The 22561-nt window shown below is 71.2% G+C and carries 21 protein-coding genes, 1 other RNA gene and 1 pseudogene; 15 read left to right on the top strand and 8 right to left on the bottom strand.

Going from position 1 to position 22561, the window contains the following annotated elements:
- Positions 1-17 precede the first annotated feature (17 nt).
- Genes LUX31_RS36330 through LUX31_RS36290 form a run of 9 tightly spaced genes read left to right on the top strand, consistent with a single transcriptional unit; the run spans position 18 to position 10117 of the window.
- Positions 18-800 carry a vWA domain-containing protein gene (locus LUX31_RS36330; protein WP_073494360.1) on the top strand — a complete coding sequence of 261 codons (783 nt, stop codon included), beginning with the start codon at positions 18-20 and terminating at the stop codon, positions 798-800.
- 31 nt (positions 801-831) lie between these two features.
- Positions 832-1743 (top strand): PP2C family serine/threonine-protein phosphatase, encoded by a 912-nt coding sequence (locus tag LUX31_RS36325; protein WP_235479548.1) that lies wholly within the window; start codon positions 832-834, stop codon positions 1741-1743.
- Positions 1740-2999 carry a protein kinase domain-containing protein gene (locus LUX31_RS36320; protein WP_235479547.1) on the top strand — a complete coding sequence of 420 codons (1260 nt, stop codon included), beginning with the start codon at positions 1740-1742 and terminating at the stop codon, positions 2997-2999. The genes LUX31_RS36325 and LUX31_RS36320 overlap by 4 nt, the downstream gene beginning before the upstream one ends.
- A gap of 13 nt (positions 3000-3012) precedes the next feature.
- Positions 3013-4716, top strand: coding sequence for a dynamin family protein (locus LUX31_RS36315; RefSeq protein WP_235479546.1), 1704 nt, complete (start codon positions 3013-3015; stop codon positions 4714-4716).
- Positions 4713-5534: a C39 family peptidase gene (locus LUX31_RS36310; RefSeq protein WP_235479545.1), complete on the top strand. Its 822-nt coding sequence runs from the start codon at positions 4713-4715 to the stop codon at positions 5532-5534. The genes LUX31_RS36315 and LUX31_RS36310 overlap by 4 nt, the downstream gene beginning before the upstream one ends.
- Positions 5531-6109: a hypothetical protein gene (locus LUX31_RS36305; RefSeq protein WP_235479544.1), complete on the top strand. Its 579-nt coding sequence runs from the start codon at positions 5531-5533 to the stop codon at positions 6107-6109. Before LUX31_RS36310 ends, LUX31_RS36305 begins: the two co-directional genes overlap by 4 nt.
- Positions 6110-6115: 6 nt before the next feature.
- A complete protein-coding gene (locus LUX31_RS36300; protein WP_235479543.1) occupies positions 6116-8362 on the top strand; it encodes a dynamin family protein in 2247 nt (748 codons plus the stop codon).
- Positions 8359-9669 carry an Hsp70 family protein gene (locus tag LUX31_RS36295; protein ID WP_235479542.1) on the top strand — a complete coding sequence of 437 codons (1311 nt, stop codon included), beginning with the start codon at positions 8359-8361 and terminating at the stop codon, positions 9667-9669. Before LUX31_RS36300 ends, LUX31_RS36295 begins: the two co-directional genes overlap by 4 nt.
- On the top strand, positions 9656-10117 hold the full coding sequence (locus tag LUX31_RS36290) for a hypothetical protein (RefSeq protein ID WP_235479541.1): 462 nt from the start codon (positions 9656-9658) through the stop codon (positions 10115-10117). Before LUX31_RS36295 ends, LUX31_RS36290 begins: the two co-directional genes overlap by 14 nt.
- A gap of 420 nt (positions 10118-10537) precedes the next feature.
- Here the strand turns inward: LUX31_RS36290 and rnpB are convergent.
- The 4 genes and pseudogenes from rnpB to LUX31_RS36270 all read right to left on the bottom strand — a co-directional run bounded on the left by rnpB (position 10538) and on the right by LUX31_RS36270 (position 13308).
- An RNA gene (gene rnpB / locus LUX31_RS36285) (RNase P RNA component class A) lies at positions 10538-10948 on the bottom strand.
- A 115-nt stretch (positions 10949-11063) separates the two neighbouring features.
- Positions 11064-11846: pseudogene (locus LUX31_RS38050) on the bottom strand (DMT family transporter); the annotation flags it as partial.
- Positions 11843-12706 carry an AraC family transcriptional regulator gene (locus tag LUX31_RS36275; protein WP_235479539.1) on the bottom strand — a complete coding sequence of 288 codons (864 nt, stop codon included), beginning with the start codon at positions 12704-12706 and terminating at the stop codon, positions 11843-11845. The gene LUX31_RS36275 and the pseudogene LUX31_RS38050, both read right to left, overlap by 4 nt.
- Before the next feature lie 23 nt (positions 12707-12729).
- The gene (locus LUX31_RS36270; RefSeq protein WP_235479538.1) at positions 12730-13308 is read right to left on the bottom strand and encodes a Uma2 family endonuclease; all 579 of its coding nucleotides are present in this window, start codon (positions 13306-13308) and stop codon (positions 12730-12732) included.
- Between the two features lie 174 nt (positions 13309-13482).
- Here LUX31_RS36270 and LUX31_RS36265 point away from each other — a divergent pair, with 174 nt between their 5' ends.
- Both LUX31_RS36265 and LUX31_RS36260 read left to right on the top strand, forming a co-directional pair.
- Positions 13483-14268 carry a MerR family transcriptional regulator gene (locus LUX31_RS36265; RefSeq protein ID WP_235479537.1) on the top strand — a complete coding sequence of 262 codons (786 nt, stop codon included), beginning with the start codon at positions 13483-13485 and terminating at the stop codon, positions 14266-14268.
- Between the two features lie 5 nt (positions 14269-14273).
- The gene (locus LUX31_RS36260; protein ID WP_235480183.1) at positions 14274-14894 is read left to right on the top strand and encodes a hypothetical protein; all 621 of its coding nucleotides are present in this window, start codon (positions 14274-14276) and stop codon (positions 14892-14894) included.
- On the opposite strand, the gene LUX31_RS36255 is transcribed toward LUX31_RS36260, so the two are convergent.
- The gene (locus tag LUX31_RS36255; protein ID WP_235479536.1) at positions 14845-16296 is read right to left on the bottom strand and encodes an RNB domain-containing ribonuclease; all 1452 of its coding nucleotides are present in this window, start codon (positions 16294-16296) and stop codon (positions 14845-14847) included. The genes LUX31_RS36260 and LUX31_RS36255 overlap by 50 nt on opposite strands.
- A gap of 88 nt (positions 16297-16384) precedes the next feature.
- On the opposite strand from LUX31_RS36255, the gene yaaA reads away from it, so the two are divergent.
- On the top strand, positions 16385-17167 hold the full coding sequence (yaaA, locus tag LUX31_RS36250; RefSeq protein WP_235479535.1) for a peroxide stress protein YaaA: 783 nt from the start codon (positions 16385-16387) through the stop codon (positions 17165-17167).
- Between the two features lie 168 nt (positions 17168-17335).
- Complete coding sequence (locus tag LUX31_RS36245) at positions 17336-17995, top strand: bifunctional 4-hydroxy-2-oxoglutarate aldolase/2-dehydro-3-deoxy-phosphogluconate aldolase (RefSeq protein WP_235479534.1); 660 nt, start codon at positions 17336-17338, stop codon at positions 17993-17995.
- Here LUX31_RS36245 and LUX31_RS36240 read toward each other — a convergent pair.
- Genes LUX31_RS36240 through LUX31_RS36230 form a run of 3 tightly spaced genes read right to left on the bottom strand, consistent with a single transcriptional unit; the run spans position 17981 to position 20874 of the window.
- Positions 17981-19195, bottom strand: coding sequence for a bifunctional RNase H/acid phosphatase (locus LUX31_RS36240; RefSeq protein WP_235479533.1), 1215 nt, complete (start codon positions 19193-19195; stop codon positions 17981-17983). The two genes, LUX31_RS36245 and LUX31_RS36240, sit on opposite strands and share 15 nt — an antisense overlap.
- Before the next feature lie 33 nt (positions 19196-19228).
- Positions 19229-19972: a zinc ribbon domain-containing protein gene (locus tag LUX31_RS36235; protein WP_328285741.1), complete on the bottom strand. Its 744-nt coding sequence runs from the start codon at positions 19970-19972 to the stop codon at positions 19229-19231.
- A complete protein-coding gene (locus LUX31_RS36230; RefSeq protein WP_235479531.1) occupies positions 19969-20874 on the bottom strand; it encodes a Nif3-like dinuclear metal center hexameric protein in 906 nt (301 codons plus the stop codon). Before LUX31_RS36230 ends, LUX31_RS36235 begins: the two co-directional genes overlap by 4 nt.
- Before the next feature lie 199 nt (positions 20875-21073).
- Between LUX31_RS36230 and LUX31_RS36225 the strand changes: the two genes are divergently transcribed.
- Positions 21074-22282, top strand: coding sequence for a hypothetical protein (locus LUX31_RS36225; protein ID WP_235479530.1), 1209 nt, complete (start codon positions 21074-21076; stop codon positions 22280-22282).
- A 96-nt stretch (positions 22283-22378) separates the two neighbouring features.
- Positions 22379-22546: a hypothetical protein gene (locus LUX31_RS36220; RefSeq protein WP_235479529.1), complete on the top strand. Its 168-nt coding sequence runs from the start codon at positions 22379-22381 to the stop codon at positions 22544-22546.
- Positions 22547-22561 lie beyond the last annotated feature (15 nt).

Genomic DNA, 22561 nt, shown 5'->3' with positions numbered 1-22561 from the left:
CAAGGGGATCCCTTCCCATGAACCCGACCATCCCGGGCCCGCCGGCCACACCGCCGCAGGATCTGCCCGCCGCGTACGCGGACATCGAGCTCGACAACAACGCGCAGCGGCTGCCGCTGCTGCTGTGCCTGGACATCTCCAGCTCCATGTCGGGCGAGCCGATCCGGCTGCTCAACGAGGCGCTGGCCCTCTGGGGGCGCGAGATCCAGGAGGATGTGGGGCTCAGTTCCAGCGTCGAGATCGCCCTGGTGACCTTCGGCGGCATGGGGATCGGGGTCTGGCAGGGCCCGCATCTCCTCGACCCACGGGCCACCATCAGCCCCTTCGTGTCCGCCCACCAGTTCCGGTCGCCGCAGCTGTCGGCCTCCGGGGTCACGCTGTTGACGGAGGCCGTGGAGACGGGGATGCGCCTGGTGGCGGAGCGGAAGACGGAACTGCGCCGCTCCGGGCTCCAGTACTACCGCCCGCAGATCTGTCTGGTGACCGACGGTCTGCCGACCGACAGCCACGGGATGGCCACGGACGCGTGGCGCCGGCTCGTCCCGACGCTCGCCGCCGAACAGGCCGCGAAGCGCTTCCGCTTCTACGCCTTCGGCATCGGCGGAATCAGCGACCGGGGCCAGCAGGTGCTGCGTGAACTGGCGCCCAAATACCACGCCACGCTCAAGGGTTTCCCGTTCCGCGACCTGCTGCAGACCATGTCGGCGAGCGCGAGCGCCGAACAGCAGGGTGCGGAGGAGGAGACCTTCGAGCAGTTGTTCAACCGGTTCAAGACGCAGCGTTCCGCCTGGGACGCCTGAGCGGCGGGCGACGAGCGGCGAGGGGTGAGGGGTGAGGACGATCGAGGTGCCGGGGGCAACGGAGACCGGGCAGGTCAAAAGCCGGGCGTGGCGCGTGCACGGCGTCAGTGTCCAGGGATATCGGCACGCCCAGCAGGGGATGCCATGCCAGGACGCCTGGGGGCAGTCGCACGCCGGCCCTCCCGGTAGCCGGATCCCGGTCCTGGCGGTGGCGGACGGAGCGGGCAGCAGACCGCGTTCGCAGGAGGGTGCACAGCTGGCGATCCAGCTGGCCACGTCGGTGTTCGGGGCACGGCTGGGCGAGCGGGCGGGCGCGCCGGGGGACGTCGAGGACCTCCGCACCCGGCTGCGGGACGCCTTCCTGGAGGTGCTGGACGCATTCGTCGACGCCACCTGGGCACTGTCCGGCGAGGGCGGCACGGCCGCCCGGGGTCGCAGGAACGGCCCGGCGGATTTCGCCACCACCCTCACCGTGGTGGTGCTGGGTCCCGGCTGGCTGGGCTGCACCTCGCTGGGCGACGGCTTCGTGGTGCTACGGGCCGGTGAGGAGAAAGGCGAACCACAGTTCCATCTCCTGCCGCAGCCCGAAGCGGCGGGCGAGTACAGCAACGAGGCCACCTTCCTCAGCTCGGCGGACGCCGCGCTGCGCGTGCGGATCGACTGTGTACGGGACGACGGCGTCGACGGAGTCATGCTCTCCACCGATGGTCTGGCGCAGGCCGCGCTGTCCCGTGGACGAGGCCCGGTGCAACGGGCCAACCCCTCGTTCGCCGCTTCGGTGCTGCGCTCGCTGGACCGTCCGGGCCCTGATCCCCGTGCCGACGCGCGGGAGTTGGAGGCGCTACTGCTGTCGGACCGACTCACGGCGCTCAACGCCGACGACAAGACACTGGTGAGGGCAGTCCGTACGACGGGCGGCTCGGCGGGAGGGGAACTGCCGTGACGGGACGGAACGTGCTTCTGGACGGACGGCCGGTGGTACTCCTGGACCCGCCGCTGGGCTCGGGCCTTGAGGCGGTGGTCCATCCGGTGCAGGGTGACGGCGACCTGGTGGCGAAGCTCTACCACCAGCCCGACATCGCCCGAGAGCACCGCGTGCGGCGGATGCTGGCGCTGAACCCGCTGGCCGGCCGCCCGGTGGACGGGGGGCAACCCCCCGAGCTGGCGTGGCCGGTAGGGATCGTGCAGGGCACGGACGGCACATTCCTCGGCTACGGCATGGGGCGCTTCGCCGGACCCGAGCACATCCAGCTCATCGCGCTGTTCAGCCGGGAACAGCGCCTCCGCAGATTCCCGGCCGAGGCCGACTGGCGGTTCCTGCTCGGGATCTGCTGGAACCTGGCGTTCATGACCGCCAGGCTGCACCACGAGGGCCTGGTCATCGGCGACTTCTCGGCGAAGAACATCGTCGTCGACCAGCGCGGGTTCGCGACGTTCCTCGACTGCGACTCGATCGGCTTCACCGACGGTGGCAAGCCGTTCCCGGCCACCCTGCACACACCGGACTACGCCGCCCCGGAACGGCTGCTGGGCGCGCCCGGAAGCACGTCGAGCGACGACTTCGCGCTGGCCGTAATCGTCTACCAGGTGCTGACCGCCGGATACCACCCGTTCGGCGGTGTGCCCCGGGACAGCGAGGACGACATACAGATCTCCGACAACATCAAGGCCAGCCGCTCGTTCGTCGTACGACCGGAATCGGTGATCAAACCGCGCGGAGTGCTCGATCCGACAGTGCTGCCGCCGGCCCTTCTGACGCTGGCCCGGCAGGCGTTCGGCCCCGGACTGGAGGACACGGCCCGGCGTCCGACGTCACGACAGTGGCTGACGGCGCTGGAGGAGGCGCGCGAGGAGGGCGCGACCACCGTCTGCCCGCGCCGGCCGAGGCACGCCCACGGCGCCCATCTGACGAGCTGTCCGTGGTGCGACCGGGCCGAGGCGACGGGGCACGACGCCTTCAACCGGCCGGAGCCGACGCACCGGCCGGCGCCACAGCCTCCTCGCCCCGAAGCGGCCGGCGCCCACGCCCCGCCCTCCGTCCCGCCACCCGCCCCGGCGTATCCGGCACCGCCCCATTCGCCGCCGCACCCGCCGACGCCGGCGGAACCGACCGGCTTCACCCTTCCGGACTGGCTGCAGACCTGTCTGGTCTGGGCGGCGATAGCAGTCGTGTACCTGATCGTGCACGACCTGTTCTAGGAGTGGTGACGGCATGACGAACACCTTTGTTCCGGCGAGCGTCGCAGGTCCCCACGGCCAGGTGTTCGCCCGGATCGTCGAGGAGCTCGGTCCCGCGGGCTCGGAGGTCGGCGATCTTCCCGGCATTCTGCGCACCGCACGGGCCCGCATGGCACAGCCCATGCGGGTGGCGGTGGCCGGTCAGATCAAGCGGGGCAAGTCGACGCTGGTCAACGCCCTGCTCGGGGAGGAGGTCTGTGAGACCGGTCAGCTGGAGCTCACCTTCAACGTCTCGGAGTTCCACCACGCGGAGCGGCCACGGCTACTGGTCCATTTCAAGGACGGCCGCCCGGCCGAGGAGTGGCCGCCGGACGCGCTGTCCCGGCTGACCGTGCGTGACGCCGAGTCGCTGCGGCAGTTGCGTGCTGTTCGGAAGGTCGAGGTGGGCCGACCCAGCGCGCTGCTGCGCCGCTTCCGGATCGTGGACACACCGGGGCTGGGAAGTGTGCACGGGACGGATGCGGACAACACGCTGTCGTTCCTGGGTATCGACGATCCGGTGGAGCGGGAGGAAGCCGCCCGGGTGCTCGATGAACTGGGCGGGGACGCCCGGTCGGTGCACGCCCTGAGCGCGGCCGAGATGGACCGGGCCGACGCCGTCGTCTTCGTCTTCAGCCGTGGTCTGGGCCGGGCCGACCAGCAGGCGGTGGACAGTTTCGCCGGGGCGTACGGGGCGGTCGTGAGCCCGCTGAAGGCGTTCGGGGTGCTCTCGCGCAGTGACCAGTACTGGCCCCCCATGGGTGAGACCGGTCCCGATGGGATGCCCGCCGACCCCTTGGACCACGACCCGATGGCGACGGCACGCCGCATCGCCGACTCGTACCTGCGACGGCCCGCCGTGCGGCGGGTCTTCCGCACGGTTGTGCCCGTCGCGGGACTGCTCGGCATCGCTGCGCAGCGCATGCCATCGGAGGCGTTCGGACCGCTGTCGGAGTTGGCGAAGGTACCGCCACGGCAGCTGGCCGACCTCATGGAGGACGTCAGTCTCTTCTGCGTCCGCGAGTATCCGCAGCTGCCCGTACCGGCGGGGGTCCGCGCCGACCTGGTCGATCGGATGGGAGCGTGGGGGGTCTTCCTGGCCTGCGGCTGTCTTCGGGATGGTCTGGGTGAGGAAGCGGTACGCCGGACCCTGCTGGAGCGCAGCGGCGTGCTCGAGCTGCGGGAGCTCGTCCTGCGGCACTTCGGCAACCGGGCCGGGCTGATCAAGCTGGACCACGGCCGACGCGAGATCGCGGACGAGGTGTCCAGGCTGCGGGCCACGGCGCAGCTCACCGGGCGTCCCGTGCCCGCCGCGGCGGACCGGGTCGCGGCTCTGCTGGAGCGGCTCCACGTGACCGACCCGGGGCCGGCGGAACTGGCCGCGCTCGGCGCGTACTACAGCGGCGGGCTCGCCCTCACGGCAGAGCAGGAGACCCAGCTGCTGGCGGTCACCGGCGAGCATGGCACGAGCTGTGCGGCCCGGCTGGGCCTGCCCACCGGCACGCCGGTCGACACGCTGCTGGCGGCGGCCCACCGCCACGCGGCCCAGTGGGCGGGGCTGTGCTCCGACCCGCTGGGCGACCGGCCCACACTCACCGTGGCGCGGGCGGTTCTGCGCTCGTACGAGCGGGTGGCGGACGAGATCGGCCGGGCCCGGGAGTTGTTGTACGGGGACGACGGGGAAGGGACCGGGCAGTGAGCTGGGAGCCGTACGACCCGGGCGCCGATCCCGGATTCGAGCCCGCGGCCGACGTGGACCTCACCGACTACATGGATCCGTCGTCCTCGATCAACCTGACCGACCAGATGCTCCTGAGCGACCCGGTGGACCCGTCGGCGACCGCGACGCCGTACGACGGTACGGACGCGGCGGCACCGTATCCGGATCCGGCCGTCGGCGGCGTGCCGGACCTGCCCAACTTCGATCCGGCACAGAGCGATCCCGCGGCCGTCTCCGGGAATCCCGGCGAGGTGATGGACATGTGGCGGCAGCACACCGGTGAGAACGCCTGTGCCATCGGTGCGCAGGGCATGGTGCTCAACTACCTCACCGGCCAGGAGTACAGCGAGGAGCAGCTCACCCAGGAGGCGGCGAGCATGGGCTGGTTCGACGGTTCGGGGACCGCGCCCGCAGACGTGGGAAACCTGCTGGAGCACCACGGCATCCCGGTCCAGCATGTCGAGGGGGCGTCCCTGGAGCAGCTGGAGCAGGTGGTCGCGAGCGGCGGGGCGGCCATCGTGGGGGTCGACTCCAGTGAGATCTGGACGCCCGGCCACGACACGGCGGACGATGCTGTGGGCACCGCACCGGGCATTCCGGGCCAGGACGCCGATCATGCTGTGTGGGTCACCGGAATCGACCACAGCCACCCGGCCGGCCCGATGGTGATACTCAACGACTCGGGGCATCCGGACGGGCAGGGCCTGGCGGTTCCTCTGGACGAGTTCATGGGCGCCTGGCAGGACTCGGGGAACCTGCTGGTGGCGGCCGGTGCGCCGGGGACGGTCGCGCCATGACCGGTCCCGAGCGCCGTCTGCCGCGCTGCGAAGCCCTGGTCAAAGCCCTGCGCCACTCACGGACCCTCCGAGACCTGGCGCCCATGGAGTGCGGCATCGGCTGGCCCGTTCCGATCGCGGTGATCCAGGACGGCGGGCCGCGGGTTTTCGCCCGGCTGCCGCTGTTCGTACTGCGTCCGGACCCGGCCGGCGGCGCTGACCTCTTCACGCCGTTCGCGACGGCCACCCTCGACTGGTCCAGCGGGCGCCTCGTCGAATACACCGATCTGCGCTTCAAGGAACCGCACCGCTCCCGGCAGGAGTGGGCCCACCCGATCGGCCGCTTTCCCCACCCTGCCGTCGAGGGCCTGTCGAACGCCGGATACTGCGCGCTGCGCACGCGGTTGTTCAGTCTGTACGACGAGTTCTTCGCCGCGTTCTCGCTCGGACGGCAGCCCGACGCGGCGACGGCTTCGGGGTTCCGGGAGCTGCTGGGCCGACTGCTGGAGCCCTGCCTCGTCCCCTCCTACCGGCGGCTCGCGCCCCATTTCTCGCGGCAGTACCTGACCGGCGACCATCTGCCCCACGAAGGGTGAACCACCATGCGGGACAACGTCATCAGCCGTCTGCGCACCGACGTACTGGCCGCCTTCCCCAAAGTCGTCGACGAGCTCGTGGACGAGCTCGGCCCCCACCGACGGGAACTACTCGCGCGGTCGAGGCAGCGCCTGGAGGCCGGCACCTGCCATGTGGTGGTGGTCGGTGAGTACAAACGCGGCAAGTCGTCGCTGCTCAACGCGTTGGTGGAACGGCCCGGCCTGTTCCCGGTGGATGTCGACGTGGCCACCTGCGTGGTCTCCACACTGGCCTGGGGCGCCGAGGAACATGCCGTGGTGCACCTCGCGGAACCTGGTTCCGGGGGCGCCGTCCGGCAGCTGGAGGTGACCCTCGCGGAGCTTCCCGCGTACGCCACCGAGCAGGGCAACCCGGGCAATCACAAGAACGTCCGGCTGGTCGAGATCCACGCGCCGGTGCCCCAACTGGAGGGCGGTCTGGTGGTGGTCGACACCCCCGGTGTCGGCAGCGTCAACGGGGAACACACGGCGGCCACCCGTGCCTTTCTGGAGCGGGCCGACGGGCTGGTCTTCGTCTGCGACGCGATCGAGCCGCCCGCTACGTACGAACTGGACTTCCTGAGCCAGGCCTTGGAAAAGTGCGAGGTGGTCGTCACCGCCGTCACCAAGACCGACAAGGTCCGCGACGCCGGCCCAGTCGTCGAGGGCGCCCGCGAGAAACTTGCCGGTCGCACCGGCAGACAGCCCGAGAACCTGGTGATCGTGCCCGTGTCCTCCTTTCGCAAGCTCAAGTGGCTGCGGGACCGCAGCGACGACCAGTTGCTCGCCGACTCGGGCTTCCCCGAACTGGACCGCGCGTTGTGGGAAGGGCTCGCCGGCACCAGCTCCGCCGTACAGCTGCGCAGAGCGCTGGACAGGCTGGGCGACGCCCTGACGACGGCGGGATCGCCGCTGGTCAACGAGCTGGCCGCGCTGGACTCCGACGCGTCGCATCGGCGCATCCGCGGCCAGGTCGAGGAGACCACCGCCCGTCTCGCGCAACTGAGTTCGGCCGGCGCGAGCTGGCGCACCGAGTTGACCCGGCGCTTCGAGGTGGACACCCGGCAGGCCCGCGCCGCGCTGCAGGACGCCTTCGACGCGCTCCTGCGCCGCTACCAGGAAAAGGTGTCCGCCGGGGGTGACCCTGGCTCCGACGAGCTGATCAGCGAGGTGGCGTCCGGCATGCACCAGGCACTCACCGAGGCCCACGACCGGCTGGCCGGCGTGGCCCTGCAGATCATGGAGGACTTCGCGCGGCTCACCAGTCTCCGCCTCACCTCACCCGAGGCGCCCGCGCCGCCCTTCACGCCCAGCATCACGCCCCCCACCGTGCCGCTCAACGTCCGTCCTGCCCGTACCTTCGACCAGCTCCGGGCCGGCTGGTCCACCGCCGCTGCCGGTGTGGGCGCGGGAGCCGGTGTCGCCCTGTTCGAACCGTTCAGCGGCACGATCATGGCAACCGGGCTGGGCGTCATGGGCTTGATCCAAGGTGTCCGCAACCACCGGATGGACCTGCGCGAACGGGCCGAGCGCGAACGCGATGCGCGCCTGCTCCAGCTCGTCTGCCAGGAGATCGCCGCCAACCGGCGGCACGCCTCCGAATCCTTCCAGCAGGCGTACGGAGACACCGCCCAGTCCATGGTCAAGGAACTGAACGCACAGCTCGCGGCCCAGCAGGAATCGCTGGCGGAGTCGGGCCGCAGGCTGCAGGAGACGAGTCGGCAGACCAAGGAGACCCAGATGCGCAGGCGCGGCGAACTGCTGGCCCGCCAGGAGCGCTACCGTCGTCTGCAGGGGGAGCTCGACCGGCTGCGCTCCCGTGTGGACCGCCTGGCCACCCGGTCGGCGCCGCCGGAGACATCGACCGGAGTGCGGCCTGGTCCGGCGGCCCCGGTACCCCGGCCGGCATCGCCGCACGCCGCACCGCCGTCCGCCACACCGACGCACGGGAGGCGGGGGCATGGCGTGTCCTCCGCAGCCGCCGCGGCCACGGTTGCCGCGGTGGCCGGTGAGGTGGCGGCGGACCTCGCCCTGAACGCCGCGCTGCACGCGTTCGGCCCGGATGCCCCCGCCGCAGCCGCGTTGGCTGTCCCGGTACAGGGGGCGACCGATGTCTCCGGAGTGGACGCGCTGCCCGAGTCGGCCCTCGCCCTGCCCGAGCCCCCCGTCATCGACATCTCCGAGCCCCCGGTGATCGGCGCGTCCTTCGACCCCGACCAGTTCGACACACCATGAGTGACAGCACAGGCCCGGGTGGCACGAGCGGCGGCGTGTTCTACGGCATCGACTTCGGCACCTGGGCCTCCGCCCTGGTGGTACTGCGTCGGGGGCAGCCCCCGCTGGCGGTGCGCGACCCCGTCAGCGCTCATGGAGCGACCTTCGTGCGCAGTGCCGTGTGTCTCCTGCCCGACGGATCGATGCTGGTGGGTCAGGCAGCCCAGAACTCGCGCCTGCGGTACCGCGAGCGTTTCCGGGCCGAGTTCAAGCGGGAGTTCGGCGAGCCGTTCCCGCACCGGCTGGGCGAGCGCCGGTTCAGCAGCGAGGAACTCACCGCACGGGTCCTCGGCTTCCTCGTGGAACAGGCCCGCCGGGCCGTCGGGGCTGAGCCCGACCGGGTGGCGATCACCGTCCCGGCCACTTGGGAGCGGGCCCGCAGAGCGCTCATGCTGGACGCCGCCGAGGCTGCGGGCCTACGGCCGGAAACAGTCGAGGTGCACACCGAGCCGGTGGCCGCCGCCGTGTACGCCCTGCACGACCACGGGGTGGACCGGGAGCGGACCATCCTGGTGTACGACCTCGGCGGCGGCACCTTCGACCTGGCGATCGCCCGGGGAACCAGAGACGGCCTCACAGTGCTCGGCTCCCCTGGCGGGCTGCCCCACGCCGGCGGGCTGGCCATCGATCAGGTGGTGCTCGGTCTGATCCGGGACCGCTGCCCCACCGCACTGGACTGCCTGCGGTCCTCCGGCGAAAGCGAGGGCAACAGCGGCAGCGGCCGCCGGGCGGACGACCGTGCCGCTGAAGTGCTGCGCCGTCGGACCCAGCTCGCCGAGACGTGCACCGCCTTCAAGCAGCAGCTCTCCGTCTCACCGGAGCACACTGATCTGCTCACCATGCTCGATCCGCCGGTGGAGGTCACGCTCACCCAGGACGAGTTGAGGGAGGCGGTCCGTCCCCTGTTGTCGGACACCGTCGCGGAGTGCGAGCGGGTGCTGAAGGGCCATGGTCTCGGCTGGGCGGACCTCGATCTCATCGTCCCGGTGGGTGGCAGCTCCCGGCTTCCCATGGTTGGCGAGTTGCTGGCCACACGGTCGGGGCGGCCGGTGATGGACGTGTCCGAACCTGAACTGGCGGTGGCCACGGGGGCGGCCTGGCTCGCCCGCGGCGCGGTCCCCGCCCATGTGGCCGCGCCCCCGGCCCTCTCCGACGCACCGCCGGAGCCACGCCGGGTGCGTACGTTCCCGGCCGGCGTCAGGGCTTTGCTGGACGCCGGACTGACCGACCGTATGGTGCTGGAGGCGGTACGACGTGCCCGGACCTGATCTTCCATCGCCCGACGGGCTCGCGCTGTTCGGCCATTGGCAGCGGTTGGTGAGCACCTGGGTGGCGCGCCACGACCTGCTCGCGGAAGCCGACGCGGGCTCGGTGACTGTCCGGTTCGACCACCCGGAGGCCCGCCGGGAGATCACGCTGGCCTTCACGACGGCCCGGAAGGAACTGCTGCTGGTGCTGATCACGGACGACCGCTACCTGACGGAAAATCAGATCGCCCTGGCGGCCGCCGCAGCCAACACCTGGAACGTCGAGCGGCTCGCCCCCATGCTCTCGGTCTGCAATCTCGGCGCCGCCAGCGCCGCGTACCTGAGCGGCATTCGTACACTGCCGCTGGCCTGTGCAGTGTCCCGGCCGGTGTTCCACGCGATGGCCGACCAATGGCTGCAAGAGGCACGGGAACTGTTCACCTGGTGCCACCGGGAGTTCCGGCTGTAGCCGCGCACGTACAGCCACCCTCTGAGAGATCACGCCGACACCAACGGGGCAGTAGCCGCCGGCCTGACGGCGCGGCCGAAGTTGTCCGTCGTGCGCAACGCGGCGTGACGGTCCGCCCCTGGTCCTCGCAGCTCACAAGCGAAACGGCGAAGGGCACACTCAGCGGGGCTGACGCAGACAACGGCCTCAGCCCCGCTTTCCGCATTTCTCGGCCTCGCCATCGCGCCAGGCCGCCCGCACTCTCACTCACGGCGGAGTGCTCCTCCACTCAGCAGAGGTATCGGACAGGTACAAGCCAGCAGCGACTGCACCGCACGTTCAGGCATCGCGGCGAGACCACCCGGACGGCCCAGGCCAGAGGGCAATGCCAGCAAAAAGGTCCCCTGCCCAGCGTATTCACTGGCCAGGGGACCTTACGGCAGAACGAGCCCGGCTGTACGCCGGGTTCTGTGCCGAGGGTCCTCGCGGACGTCTCGGCGACGGCCATCCATCTAGGGCCGGCGTTGCCGCCGGCCTCGTGCGGTCTACCCGCGGACTCGGGCGGGCAGCCCTCGAACGTCCGCGCAGAGCGCGCCTGTTACAGCGGCGCTCCTTTTGACCTTGCTCCGGGTGGGGTTTACCTAGCTGCCCAGGTCGCCCTGGGCACTGGTGGTCTCTTACACCACCGTTTCACCCTTACCGGAGATCGAGATCTCCGGCGGTCTGTTTTCTGTGGCACTGTCCCGCGGGTCACCCCGGGTGGCCGTTAGCCATCACCCTGCCCTGTGGAGCCCGGACGTTCCTCGGGGAGCGCCCCCGAAGGGGAGTCCACGCGGCCGTCCGCCCGGCTCGTCTGCCGTGTCGACCATGCTACCGGGCGTCCGCCCTGACGCGGTCCAGTGGCCGTCGCCAGGACCGATCCCGCCAGGATCAGGGCGAAGGCGGCCAGGATCCCGGCCGTGAGGGGCTCGTCCAGGAACAGGGCGCCCGCCGCCACCGCGACCGCAGGGTTGACGTACGTGAACACCGTGGCCCGCGTCGGGCCGACCTCCTTGATCAGCTCCAGGAACGCCACGAAGGCGAGGGCCGTGCAGATCACGCCCAGGACTGCCAGGGCGGCCAGGACGTCGGGGGACGGAAGTGTCGCCGGGCGGGTGACCACCGCCGCCGGGGCGTACACCAGGGCCGCCAGCGCCAGGCACGGCGCCGTGAGGTGGAGCGACGGGACGTCCTTCAAGTGGCGGGCCGCTATCAGCGGGGCCGTGGCGTAGCCGATCACCGTCAGCAGGACCTCCGCCAGCGAGCGGGCGTCGCCGCCCGTCAGGTGCGGGACCGTCAGGACCGCCACGCCCGCCAGGCCCAGGGTCAGGCCCGTGAGCCGCCTGGCCCCCAGCCTCTCCGTACTACCGAAGAAGCGCGCCAGCGCGACCCCCACGATCGGCACCCCGGCGATCAGCAGGCCCGCCGTCGAGCTGGACAGGTGGCGTTCCGCGTCCGTCAGGGTCCACCACGGGCCGATGATCTCGATGACCGCGAAGGCCAGCATCGGGCGCCAGTGCGTGCGGATCGTGCGCGGCAGGCCGCCCTGGCGGATCGCGAAGGGGAGGAGAAGCGCCGCGCCCAGCGTGCAGCGTACGAACACCACCGTGGACGGCGACAGGTCCGCCTCCACCGCCACCTTGATCAGCAGATACGGGATGCCCCAGACCACTCCCATCAGGGAGAACAACAACCAGCCGCGTGCAGTCATGCGGGCAAGTGTCGGCTGCCTCCCCGGCCGCCGTCTTGAACGCTGTTGCGGTACGCCGCCGGGGTCACACCCATGACCCGCCGGAACCAGCGGGTCAGGTGCGCCTGGTCCGCGAAGCCGACCAGCGATGCGACTTCTGCCGGTCGCAGTCCGGCCTCCAGCAAACCCCTGGCCCGAGTCACGCGGTACTGGGCCAGCCAGGCGTACGGGGGTATCCCGACCGTCGTACGGAAGGCCCGGAGGAGCTGGTAGCGGGAGAGGCCCAGGTCGGTGGCGAGGTCGGCGAGGGAGGGCGGGGTGGTCAGCTCGTCGGCGAGGCGGGTTCGTACGGCGTGGGCTATCCGGTCCGCGCCGGGGATCCGGTCGTCCACCGGGCGGGCCGTGGAGTGGCGGCGGGCCAGTGCCGTGAGCAGCCAGGGGAGGCGGGACTCGGCCTCCAGGGGGTCCGGGCAGGCGCTCAGGTCGGTGTGCGCGGCGCGGAAGGCGGCGGCCAGTTCGGGATCGTCGAGCAGCGGCTCACGGAAGTGCGGGAGACCGCCGGTGGTGCCGTCGGTGAGGAGGGAGGGGGCGGCGTACAGGGCCTGGTAGGCGTAGCCGCCGTCGGTGTCAGGGCCACCGGTGTGCATCTCTCCGGGGTCCAGTACGACGATCGAGCCCGGCACGGGGCGCAGCCGCCCGCCTCGGTAGTCGATGACCTCGGTGCCGCCTGTGCACAGGCCGACGGTGAACTCGTCGTGGGCGTGCGGGGCGTAGACGTGGCGGTCGAAGCGGGCGGTGAGGAGATCAAGGGCGGGGCCACAGCGGCCCAGTCTCGCTCTGGTCCACAGTGCCTGCTCGCGTGTGCCCCCGGTTGCCTTCACCGCTCCACGTTACTGCGCGGGCGTCAGAGGAATTCAGTCGTGTCCAAGTCGAAGGCGAAGGGTTCGGGAAGGGTGAGCGGCTTACCGAACGGGAACGTGCAGTGCTGGCGGTAGTCGCCCTTCTCCGGGTCGCTGAACAGCGTGATCGAGGAGGCCTCGCGGTCGACGAGCAGGTAAAGGGGAATTCCGCCGCGGGCATAGCAGCGGCGCTTGGCCTCGCGGCCGGCCTTGGGCTTCGACGAGGTCACTTCAAGCACCATGGCAACGCCGTCGCAGGGCATCCAGGACCCTTTTCCCCGGTAGAGCCGAAGCGCCTTCGGAGCGAAGGTGGCATCCGGAATGACATGGTTTTTCGGACTGTCGCCGCCGCTCGGCATCTTCAGGCCCTTGGTGCCGGAAAACTGCATCTTGGTCCGGGACTTCCCGTACACCTGGTCCAGCACCAGCTCGATGTAGTCCTCGTGGTCCCCGTCCGGCGGCGGCGTCACGACGATCTCCCCCTCGATCAGTTCTGCCCGGAAGCCCTCCGGGGTGTCGAGGGACAGGAAGATCTCCAGCAGGCCCTCAGCCATGGTGGTGGGCTCATGAGTCACGGCAGTCATGTCACGCCCCTCCTTCGGTCGCTCGCCAGACTGGGACATCGGCTGATCACCTGTCCGTGAGATCGGGAACAGTTCCCTCGATCGTGGCACACGATCACCCCTGACGTCAGGGAAGCCCGGCGCCATGAACCGCTCGCTTGACCCTGCCGCAACGTCAGCGTTTCTACTGGTCCCATGCGGATCGGAGAGCTTGCCACCGCCGTCGGCGTCACGACGCGGACCGTGCGGCACTATCACCACCTGGGGCTGTTGCCCGAGCCCGAGCGGCTTGCCAACGGGTACCGGGACTACACGTTGCGGCATGCCGTCGTGCTCGCCCGGATCAGGCGGCTGACCGAGTTGGGGCTCGGGCTCGCCGAGGTGCGGGACGTGCTCGCGGACGAGGCCGGGCGGGATCTTGTCGAGGTGCTCGCCGAGTTGGACGAGGATCTTGCCCGGCAGGAGGTCGCCATTCGTGAGCGGCGGGTGCGGTTGCGTGCGCTGCTGGATGCGGAGGCGCTGCCCGCCGAAGGGCCCGTCTCGCCCGAACTCGCCGCCATGTTCGCCGAGTTGGCGCCTCTCTCCGACTCCCCCATGGCCGCCAAGGACCGCGAGATGCTCGCGCTCATCGAGACCACGGCGGCCCCGGCGGACCGGGAGCGCGTGATGGCCGCGCTGGGCGGTGCCTTCGCGACGCCCGAGGGTGCTGCTCGGGCGCACGAGGTGTACGTGCTGCTCGACGCCCTCGTCGACGCCTCGACCGACGATCCCCGCGTGGCGGAGGCCGCCCGCGCCCTCGCGGACTGTCTTCCCCGCGAGTTGCTCCCGGAGGCCGACATCGACCTCCCCCACTCTCGGCTTCGCTCGAGCGGGGGGACCCCCACCGACAGTTTCCTGCGCGCCTTCTACGCCGACTTCGCCCCCGCGCAGGCCGCCGCCGTGCGCGGGGCGCTGCGGATCGTCACCGGAGGACGGTCATGACAGTCATGAGGACCGCGGGCGTCCTCGTACGGCATGAGGTGCGGCTGCTTGTCAGTCTGGTGCTGTGGGTGACACGGCGCCGACACAGGACAGGCGACGGCGGGCAGGCCTTCGGGTACGCGCACGGCCAGGGCGCGACCATGTTCGCGTTCGCCTTCGTGTGCGTCGTCGAGACGGTCGCCATGTTCGTGCTGTTGCGGAGCTGGCCTGCCGTGCACTGGACCGTGTTCGTCCTGGACGTCTACACGATCGAGTTCGTCATCGGGCTGCACGCGGCCTCCGTCGTCCGCCCGCACGTCCTCGACCTCAACTCGCGGTCGCTGCACGTCCGTTACGCCGCCCACGTCGATCTGCGCATCCCCCTGGAGAAGATCTCGACCGTACGTCGTGAGCTGCGGACCACGCATCAGCGGACCGAGGGCGAACTCGACCTCGCCATCGGCTCCCAGACCACCATCACCCTCCAACTCACCGAGCCGGTCGCCCACTTCACCTTCTTCGGCCGCCGACGGGACATCCGCCTCGTCCGCTTCCACGCCGACGACGCCGACACCCTCGTACGCTCGCTGCGGGCCGTCATGCCGGAGCGAACCGCACCCCCGCCGCACCAAGGTCTGCCCTCGTGAGCCGTACCCGCAGCCGTTCGCCGAGGGGCAGCGGGGTGCCGTCGTCGTCCTCGATGCGCGCGACCACCGCCGGAGACTCCAACTGCACTGTCCCGACCGTGGGTTTGCGTTCCTCCACGTCCACCACGCATCCCTCGAAGACCTCCCCCACCCGGTCCTTGAGCAGCGCTGCCTCGACGATGTCCAGGCATCCGCGTTCCACCGCGCCCGCCCGTCTCCCGCCCTCGGCCATCTCCTTGGGGAGCGCGTCCAGGGCCGCCAACACCCAGTCGGGCGGCGGCTGTTGGTCGACGGCGGCGAGGCAGAGTTCCGAGGCGTAACGGTCGGCGAGGCGGCGCAGTGGGGCCGTGCAGTGGGCGTAGGGGGCGGCCACCGCGGAATGGGTGGTGATCGGAGGGAGGTCGCCGTCGCGGAAGACCGTGTAGCCGGCGCCTCGCAGCAGGGTCGTGCACTCCTGGAGGAAGGCCGCGTGGTGGGGGCGGCGCGGGTCCAGGGAGCGGATCAGGGCCGCGTACGAGACATGGTGCGGCCAGTCGACGCTCAGGGCCTGCGCGGTACGGCGCAGCCGGCCTACCGCGCCGTCCGGAGCGGCGGGGAGGGTACGGAGCACACCCGTGCCGTACGCCAGCATCAGCTCGGCCGCCGCCATCCCCGTCAGGAGGGAGATCTGGGCGTTCCAGCCCTCGGCGGGCAGCGGCGCGCGGTAGGTGAGTGTGTACGCGTGGTCCCGCTCCACCTCCACGATCTCCTGCTCCGGCACGTTGAGGGAGATGCCGCCGCGTTCGACCTCCAGGCGTTCCCTGGCCTCGCCGATGTCCTTCAGCAGGGCCAGTGGCTCCTCCGCCGTACCGGCGTCCAGCTGGCGCTGCACGCCCTCGTAGTCGAGTTTGGCGCGGCTGCGGACGAGGGCGCGATGGACGTCGACTGCGACCGTACGGCCGTCCGCGTCGAGGTCGATCGTCCAGAGCGCTGCCGGGCGGATCCGGCCTGGGAGGAGGCTGGCCGCGTCCTCGCTGAGCGTCGGCGGGTGCAGCGGGGTCTTCCCGTCAGGGAAGTAGAGGGTCGTCACCCGGCGGTGCGTCTCGGTGTCCAGGGGGCCGTTCGGTACGACGAAGGCGGCGACGTCAGCAATCGCGTACCGGACGCGGAAGCCGCCGCCGGGGCGACGGGCGAGGTGCATCGCCTGGTCGAGGTCGGTGGAGGCGGGCGGGTCGATGGTGAGGAACGGGATGTCCGTGGCGTCCGTCGCGGGGAGGACGGGGGCTCTGGCGCCTCGCTCCGCCTCGGCCTGTGCGGCGGGCGGGAAGCTCTCGGGGACGCCGAGTTCGGTGCGCAGGGCGGTGAGGGCGGCCCGGAGGGGGGCTTCGGGGGCGCCGGTCACGCGTATGTGGCGGCGGGGCATGGAACGAGCGTAGGCACAATCCGGCCCACCCGCCTCGCCACGTAATCTGACGCGAGTCGAGCCCGCGTACCCGTTTGGAGAACTCACCGTGCTTGTCCTGCTGCCTCCGTCCGAAGGCAAGGCCTCTTCCGGGCGCGGCGCCCCGCTCAAGCCGGAGTCGCTGTCCCTGCCCGGCCTCGCCGACGCCCGCGAGGCCGTCCTTGGCGAACTCGTCGAGCTGTGCGTCGGTGACGAGGACAAGGCGCGCGAGGTGCTCGGGCTCAGTGAGGGGCTGCGGGGCGAGGTCGCCAAGAACGTGGAGCTGCGGACCGCCGGGGCGCGGCCCGCCGGGGAGATCTACACCGGCGTGCTGTACGACGCCCTCGACCTCGCCTCTCTCGACGCCGCCGCGAAGAAGCGGGCGGCGCGGTCGCTGCTGGTCTTCTCGGGGTTGTGGGGTGCTGTTCGGGTTACCGACCGTATCCCCTCGTACCGCTGCTCGATGGGGGTGAAGCTGCCCGGGCTCGGGGCGTTGGCCGCGCACTGGCGGGCACCGATGGCCGCAGCGCTGCCGGAGGTGGCTGGGGGTGGGCTGGTCCTTGATCTGCGGTCCTCCGCGTATGGCTCCGCCTGGAAGCCGAAGGGGGAGGTTGCTGGGCGGACGGCGACTGTGCGGGTGTTGCATGCGCCGACGCGGAAGGTTGTCAGCCACTTCAACAAGGCGACGAAGGGGCGGATTGTGCGGAGTCTGGTGAGTTCGGGGACGGTGCCCTCCGGGCCGGAGGAGTTGGTGGAGGCGTTGCGGGATCTGGGGTATGTGGTGGAGGTTGCGGTGCCCTCGCGGGCGGGGGTTGCGTGGGCGTTGGATGTGTTGGTGGACGAGGTTCACTGAGCGGGTGGGTTGTGTGTTGTCTGCTGCGCCGTCGTGGCTTGTCGCGCCCACGCGGCGGAGCCGCAAATTGATACAGCCCCGCGCCCCTAAAGGTCGATCACCGCACCCTTATTGCAGCATGTGCAACGTTCTTTGCGCATGCTGCAAAGCGCGGGCAGGATGTTGCGCATGACCGCCTCCCCCTCCCCCTCCCCCTCCGTTCTTGATCTCGCGCCCGTCATTCCTGTGGTCGTCGTCGAGGATCTGGTCGACGCCGTGCCGCTTGCTCGGGCGCTTGCCGCCGGGGGGTTGCCTGCCATTGAGGTGACCCTGCGTACGCCCGTCGCGCTCGATGCCATTCGGGCCATCGCCGACGGGGTGCCGGACGCGGTGGTCGGTGTCGGTACCGTCATTTCGCCCGGGCAGGTGTCCGACGCCTTGGCCGCCGGGGCGCGTTTCCTCGTGAGCCCGGGGTGGACCGACGTACTGCTGGAGTCGATGCGGGCGTCCGGGATGCCGTTCCTGCCGGGGGTGTCGACCACCTCGGAGGTTGTGGCGCTGTTGGAGCGGGGGGTGCGGGAGATGAAGTTCTTCCCGGCCGAGGCTGCGGGCGGGGCCGCCTATCTGAAGGCTCTCGCCGGGCCGCTCCCCCAGGCCCGGTTCTGTCCGACCGGAGGGGTCGGTCCCGTGAACGCCCCCGAGTATCTCGCGCTGCCCAACGTCGCCTGTGTGGGCGGGAGTTGGATGCTTCCCGCCGATGCCATCGCCTCGCACGACTGGGACCGGGTCGAGGCACTCGCCCGGCAGGCCGCAGAGCTGGGCTCAGGGCTGGGCTCAGCGCAGGTGTGACGTGTCGTTGAACAGCCGTACGCTCGCATTGCCGTCCGCGTAGTACGCCACCGCCGACAGTGAGGCCGCCGAGAGTTCCATGCGGAACAGGGACTCCGGCGGGGCGCCCAGCGCGAGGCGGATGAGGGTCTTGATGGGGGTCACGTGGGTGACCAGCAGGACCGTACGGCCCGCGTGGGCCGCGATCAGCTTGTCGCGGGTGATGGCCATCCGGCGTGCGGTCGCCGCGAAGCTCTCGCCGCCGCCCGTCGGTTCGGCCTTCGGGGAGGCCAGCCAGGCGTTTATGTCGTCCGGGTAGCGCTCGCGCACCTCGCCGAAGGTCAGCCCCTCCCATGCGCCGAAGTCCGTCTCGCGCAGGCCTTCGTCGATCGTCACGTCGAGGCCGAGGCGGGCGGCGACAGCTGCGGCTGTCTGACGGGTGCGGGTCAGGGGGGACGCGATGATCGCCTCGATCGTGCCTCGCCTGGCCAGGGACTCCGCCACGCGTTCGGCCTGGTCCCGGCCCACGTCCGAGAGGGACGGGTCCGTGCCGCCGCTGCCCGAGAAGCGTTTCTGGGGGGTGAGGGGGGTTTCGCCGTGGCGGAGGAGGACGAAAGTGGCGGGGGCGCCCATGTCTGCGGGGGCCCAACCTGTGCGGGGGGTGGCTACGTTGCGGGCGGCGCGGGCGTCGGCTTCCGCGTCGGCTTTCGCGTCAGCGGTAGTCGTCACAGTTGCGGCCGGTGGGGGCTGGTCGCGCAGTTCCCCGCGCCCCTTAGGTGGGACTCCTGAGCCTGCGATCCATTGCTCGCCGCGCTTCCCCGCGTCCATCGCCTCGTTCGCCAAGCGGTCCGCGTGTTTGTTCTGCTCTCTCGGGATCCACTCGTACGTCACCTGCCCGGCCGTCGGGAACACCTGGGCCGCCTCCGCCGCCAGGGGCTTCATGTCCGGGTGCTTGATCTTCCAGCGGCCCGACATCTGCTCGACGACCAGCTTGGAGTCCATGCGGACGCGGATCTTGGCGGTCGGGTCCAGTTCGCGGGCCGCGCGCAGGCCGGCCACCAGGCCCCGGTACTCGGCGACGTTGTTCGTGGCGATGCCGATGTACTCGGCCGCCTCCGCCAGCGTCTCGCCCGTGGCCGCGTCGATGACGACGGAACCGTAGCCCGCGGGCCCCGGGTTGCCCCGGGAACCGCCGTCTGCCTCGACGATGAACTCCCGCACGCCACAAGCTCCTTGCCGACTTACAGAGGTGACTTACAGACCGGACTCTGACGTACGCACCAGGATGCGGCGGCAGTTCTCGCAGCGCAGTACCGCGTCCGGAGCCGCCGCCTTCACCTCGTTGACCTCGGTGATGTTCAGCTCCAGGCGGCAGCCCTCGCAGCGGCGCTGGTAGAGACGGGCGGCGCCGACCCCGCCCTGCTGCGCGCGCAGCTTGTCGTACAGCTTGAGGAGGTCGTCGGGCACCGAACCCGCGATGACCTCGCGCTCCTTCTTCGCCGTGCCCACCTCGCCGTCGAGGGTCTCGTACGCCGCCTCGCGCCGGGCGGTCGCGTCGTCGATCTTGCCCTGGACGGCGCCGACGCGCTCGGTCAGCTCGGTGATGCGCTCCTGCGCGGACTCACGGCGCTCCATGATCTCCAGGACAACGTCCTCCAGATCGCCCTGCCGCTTGGCGAGGGAGGCGATCTCGCGCTGGAGGTTCTCCAGGTCCTTGGGCGAGCTGACGGCGCCGGAGTCCAGGCGCTGCTGGTCGCGGGCGGCGCGCTGGCGCACCTGGTCCACGTCCTGCTCGGCCTTGGTCTGCTCGCGGGCGCAGTCGCTCTCCTCGGTCGTCGAGGCCACCAGCAGGTCGCGCAGCTGCGTGAGGTCCTTGGTCAGCGACTCGATCTCGGCGTGCTCGGGCAGCGACTTTCGCTTGTGCGTGAGCTGCTGGAGGCGTACGTCGAGGGCCTGGACGTCGAGAAGTCGGATCTGGTCGGCGGGCGCGGCGTTCAGTTGGGGGCTCCCAGTGCTTCAGAGGTGGTGGTGGACGCCGCGTGGGCGGTCCAGGGGTCGGTGACCGTCGCGGAGACGTGGACGCGAAGGCCCCAGCCGTTCCGGTCGGAGATCTCGTCGAGCTGGGCGGCGGCCAGCTCGCACCAGGGCCACTCGGTGGCCCAGTGCGCGGCGTCGAGCAGCGCGAGGGGCTTGTGGGTGCCGTCTGTGCCGCTGCCATGGGCGCTGTGGGCGCGCGCCTCGGACGCAGGGTGGTGGCGGAGGTCCGCAGTGAGGAAGGCGTCGACACCGGCCGCGCGTACGTCGTCGAAGAGGCTGTCGCCGGAGCCGCCGCTGACGGCGACCGTGCGGACGAGCGCCTCGGGGTCGCCTGCGACCCGGATGCCCTGCGCGGTCGCGGGCAGCCGCTCGGCGGCGCGGGCGGCGAACTCGCGGACGGTCAGCGGGTGGTCCAGCTCGCAGACCCGGCCGAGGCCGCGTCGGCCGGCGGGGTCGGAGGGGTCCGGTACGAGCGGACGTACGACCCGCAGGTCGAGGGCGCCGGCGAGGGCGTCGCTGACTCCCGGGTCGGCGCGGTCGGCGTTGGTGTGGGCGACGTGCAGGGCGATGTCGTGCTTGATGAGGGTGTGCACGACGCGGCCCTTGAAGGTGTCCGCCGCGACCGTGGTCGTACCCCGGAGGTAGAGCGGGTGGTGGGTGACCAGCAGGTCGGCGCCCAGCTTCACGGCCTCGTCGACGATGTCCTGGACGGGGTCCACGGCGAACAGGACCCGGGAGACCTCCTGGTCGGGGTCGCCCGCGACGGTGCCGACCGCGTCCCAGGACTCGGCCCGCTCGGGGGGCCAGAGGGCGTCGAGTGCGGCGATGACTTCAGAAAGACGGGGTACGGACAGACGGGGCACGAACGCAAGGCTACCTGGCTGGTCCGTACGCCTGAACCGGTGCGCTCCCTCCCGTTGTCGCCCCGGTCCCGGCCAGCACACACGCCTCCGTTTCCTCAGGCGAATCGTTACTTTGCCACCCTTATGTGTGAAGTGGACGCTGCCCGGTCCCACGCCCGTGCGTGCGAAAACTAGTTTCGTCGCCGGAGGTGACCGATCGATGACAGCCTGTGCGATCGAACCAAGCACGGAGGACGGGTTGTCCCCGGCGGCGGAGTGCGTGATCACGACGGACGGTGCCTACGCGGCCCGGCTCGCGCGGAGCGGCGACTCCTGGTTCCCGGAGCGCTGGACACTCGACGGACCCGAGCCCTACGCCGTACCGCTGCCCGGCAACCAGCCGGAGGAGCCCGGCACGCAGGTGCTGCCGATGGGCGACGGGCGGGTCCTCATCCACCGCCTCGTCGACGGCCGGCACACCTTCGCGCTGCTCTACCCGACCGGCCCCGGCACCGGCGAACTCCCCCTCGGCGCGGTCGAGTGCCCCGACCCCGGCACCCCGCTGCGGCTACTGCCCCCGGCTCCGGGCGGCGACCGCGCGTACGCCCTCGCCCTGGGCCGGCGTTCGACGACGGTGTGGCTGGTGGCGGGCGGCGCCTTCGGGCCCGAGTACGTCACGGAGGTCCCGGGGCGCTGCTCGGGCGGGGTCTGGCTGGACCGTACGGGCCGGCTGCTCGCCCTGGACCGGGAGGTCGCGGGGCGGACGAAGGCGGTCGTGGTCGATCTGGAGCGCGACGGCGAGGTGTCGCCGCTGCTCCAGATCTCGGCGGAGAGCAACGACCGGCTGCTCCTCGCGGACGCGGACAGCGGGCTGCTGCTGATCGGCTCGGACGCGCCCTCGCCCGGCGGGCCCGAGCGGCTGGGCTGGGGAGTGCTCGGCAGCACCCTGCCGGTGCGGTTCCCGGAGTGCCTGCGCGTCGAGGGGTGCGCGCTGACGCCGTTCGCGATCCAGCCGGGGCAGGTGCTGACGCCGGAGGGGTGCGGGGTGGCGTTGCGGGTCGACGGTTCGGCGGGGAGTTGGGTGGGCGTGTGGCGACCCGCCGGGCGACAGGTGCGGCACTTTCCGGCACCGGAGGGGTGGCTGCGGGGAGTTGGGCTGTGGAGCAGGGACGGGGAGCTTCAACTGCCGTACGCGACGGGGGAGGTGCCGTGCGGGGTGGCTCGGGTGCGGGCCGAGGAGCGGGAGGGGGAGGCGACGGCAGGTCCGGAGGAGCCGGAGGAGCCGGAGGAGCCGGAGGAGCCGGAGGAAAGTGCTCCGGCACCCGTCGTCGTGGCGCGGCCGGTGCCGTTGCAACAGGCGCCGCTGGCACGGGTCGTGGCGAAGTCCGGGAAGCCCGGTAACGAAGTGACGACGCTTGTAACGAAGTAGTTCCGGTCGGCGTGTGCGGCTCGTGTCACCCCGATGCCTGCTGGTTAAGATCGCCTGGCTGTTAGAAAGATCATGTTGACGGGGTGAACCATTCCGATGAACGACGCAAGCATCACGCAGCCGCTGTCCGCCGATGCCCAGGAGGGCACGGGTCACGGTGGTGGCCACGGCAAACACCGGGGTCCGGTCTCGGTCCACAACGACGAGGCGACCCCGCGCGGCCGTCACCGTAAGCCGTCCGAGCAGGCCGAGAACAGGGCCTGACGGTACGCAGGTTTG

The sequence above is a fragment of the Streptomyces sp. GQFP genome (assembly GCF_021545335.1).
Taxonomy (GTDB): Bacteria; Actinomycetota; Actinomycetes; order Streptomycetales; family Streptomycetaceae; genus Streptomyces.
Note: the sequence above shows the minus strand (reverse complement) of the source record. Positions and strands in the feature narration are given on the sequence as shown.

Excerpts from the sequence above, each read along its gene's own strand:
- LUX31_RS36245 (WP_235479534.1), top strand. The coding sequence starts at position 17,336 with ATGACCGCCTCCCCCTCCCCCTCCCCCTCCGTTCTTGATCTCGCGCCC.
- LUX31_RS36270 (WP_235479538.1), bottom strand. The coding sequence starts at position 13,308 with ATGACTGCCGTGACTCATGAGCCCACCACCATGGCTGAGGGCCTGCTG.
- LUX31_RS36225 (WP_235479530.1), top strand. The coding sequence starts at position 21,074 with ATGACAGCCTGTGCGATCGAACCAAGCACGGAGGACGGGTTGTCCCCG.
- LUX31_RS36265 (WP_235479537.1), top strand. The coding sequence starts at position 13,483 with ATGCGGATCGGAGAGCTTGCCACCGCCGTCGGCGTCACGACGCGGACC.
- LUX31_RS36295 (WP_235479542.1), top strand. The coding sequence starts at position 8,359 with ATGAGTGACAGCACAGGCCCGGGTGGCACGAGCGGCGGCGTGTTCTAC.
- LUX31_RS36305 (WP_235479544.1), top strand. The coding sequence starts at position 5,531 with ATGACCGGTCCCGAGCGCCGTCTGCCGCGCTGCGAAGCCCTGGTCAAA.
- LUX31_RS36315 (WP_235479546.1), top strand. The coding sequence starts at position 3,013 with ATGACGAACACCTTTGTTCCGGCGAGCGTCGCAGGTCCCCACGGCCAG.
- LUX31_RS36255 (WP_235479536.1), bottom strand. The coding sequence starts at position 16,296 with ATGCCCCGCCGCCACATACGCGTGACCGGCGCCCCCGAAGCCCCCCTC.
- LUX31_RS36260 (WP_235480183.1), top strand. The coding sequence starts at position 14,274 with ATGAGGACCGCGGGCGTCCTCGTACGGCATGAGGTGCGGCTGCTTGTC.
- LUX31_RS36220 (WP_235479529.1), top strand. The coding sequence starts at position 22,379 with ATGAACGACGCAAGCATCACGCAGCCGCTGTCCGCCGATGCCCAGGAG.
- LUX31_RS36300 (WP_235479543.1), top strand. The coding sequence starts at position 6,116 with ATGCGGGACAACGTCATCAGCCGTCTGCGCACCGACGTACTGGCCGCC.
- LUX31_RS36330 (WP_073494360.1), top strand. The coding sequence starts at position 18 with ATGAACCCGACCATCCCGGGCCCGCCGGCCACACCGCCGCAGGATCTG.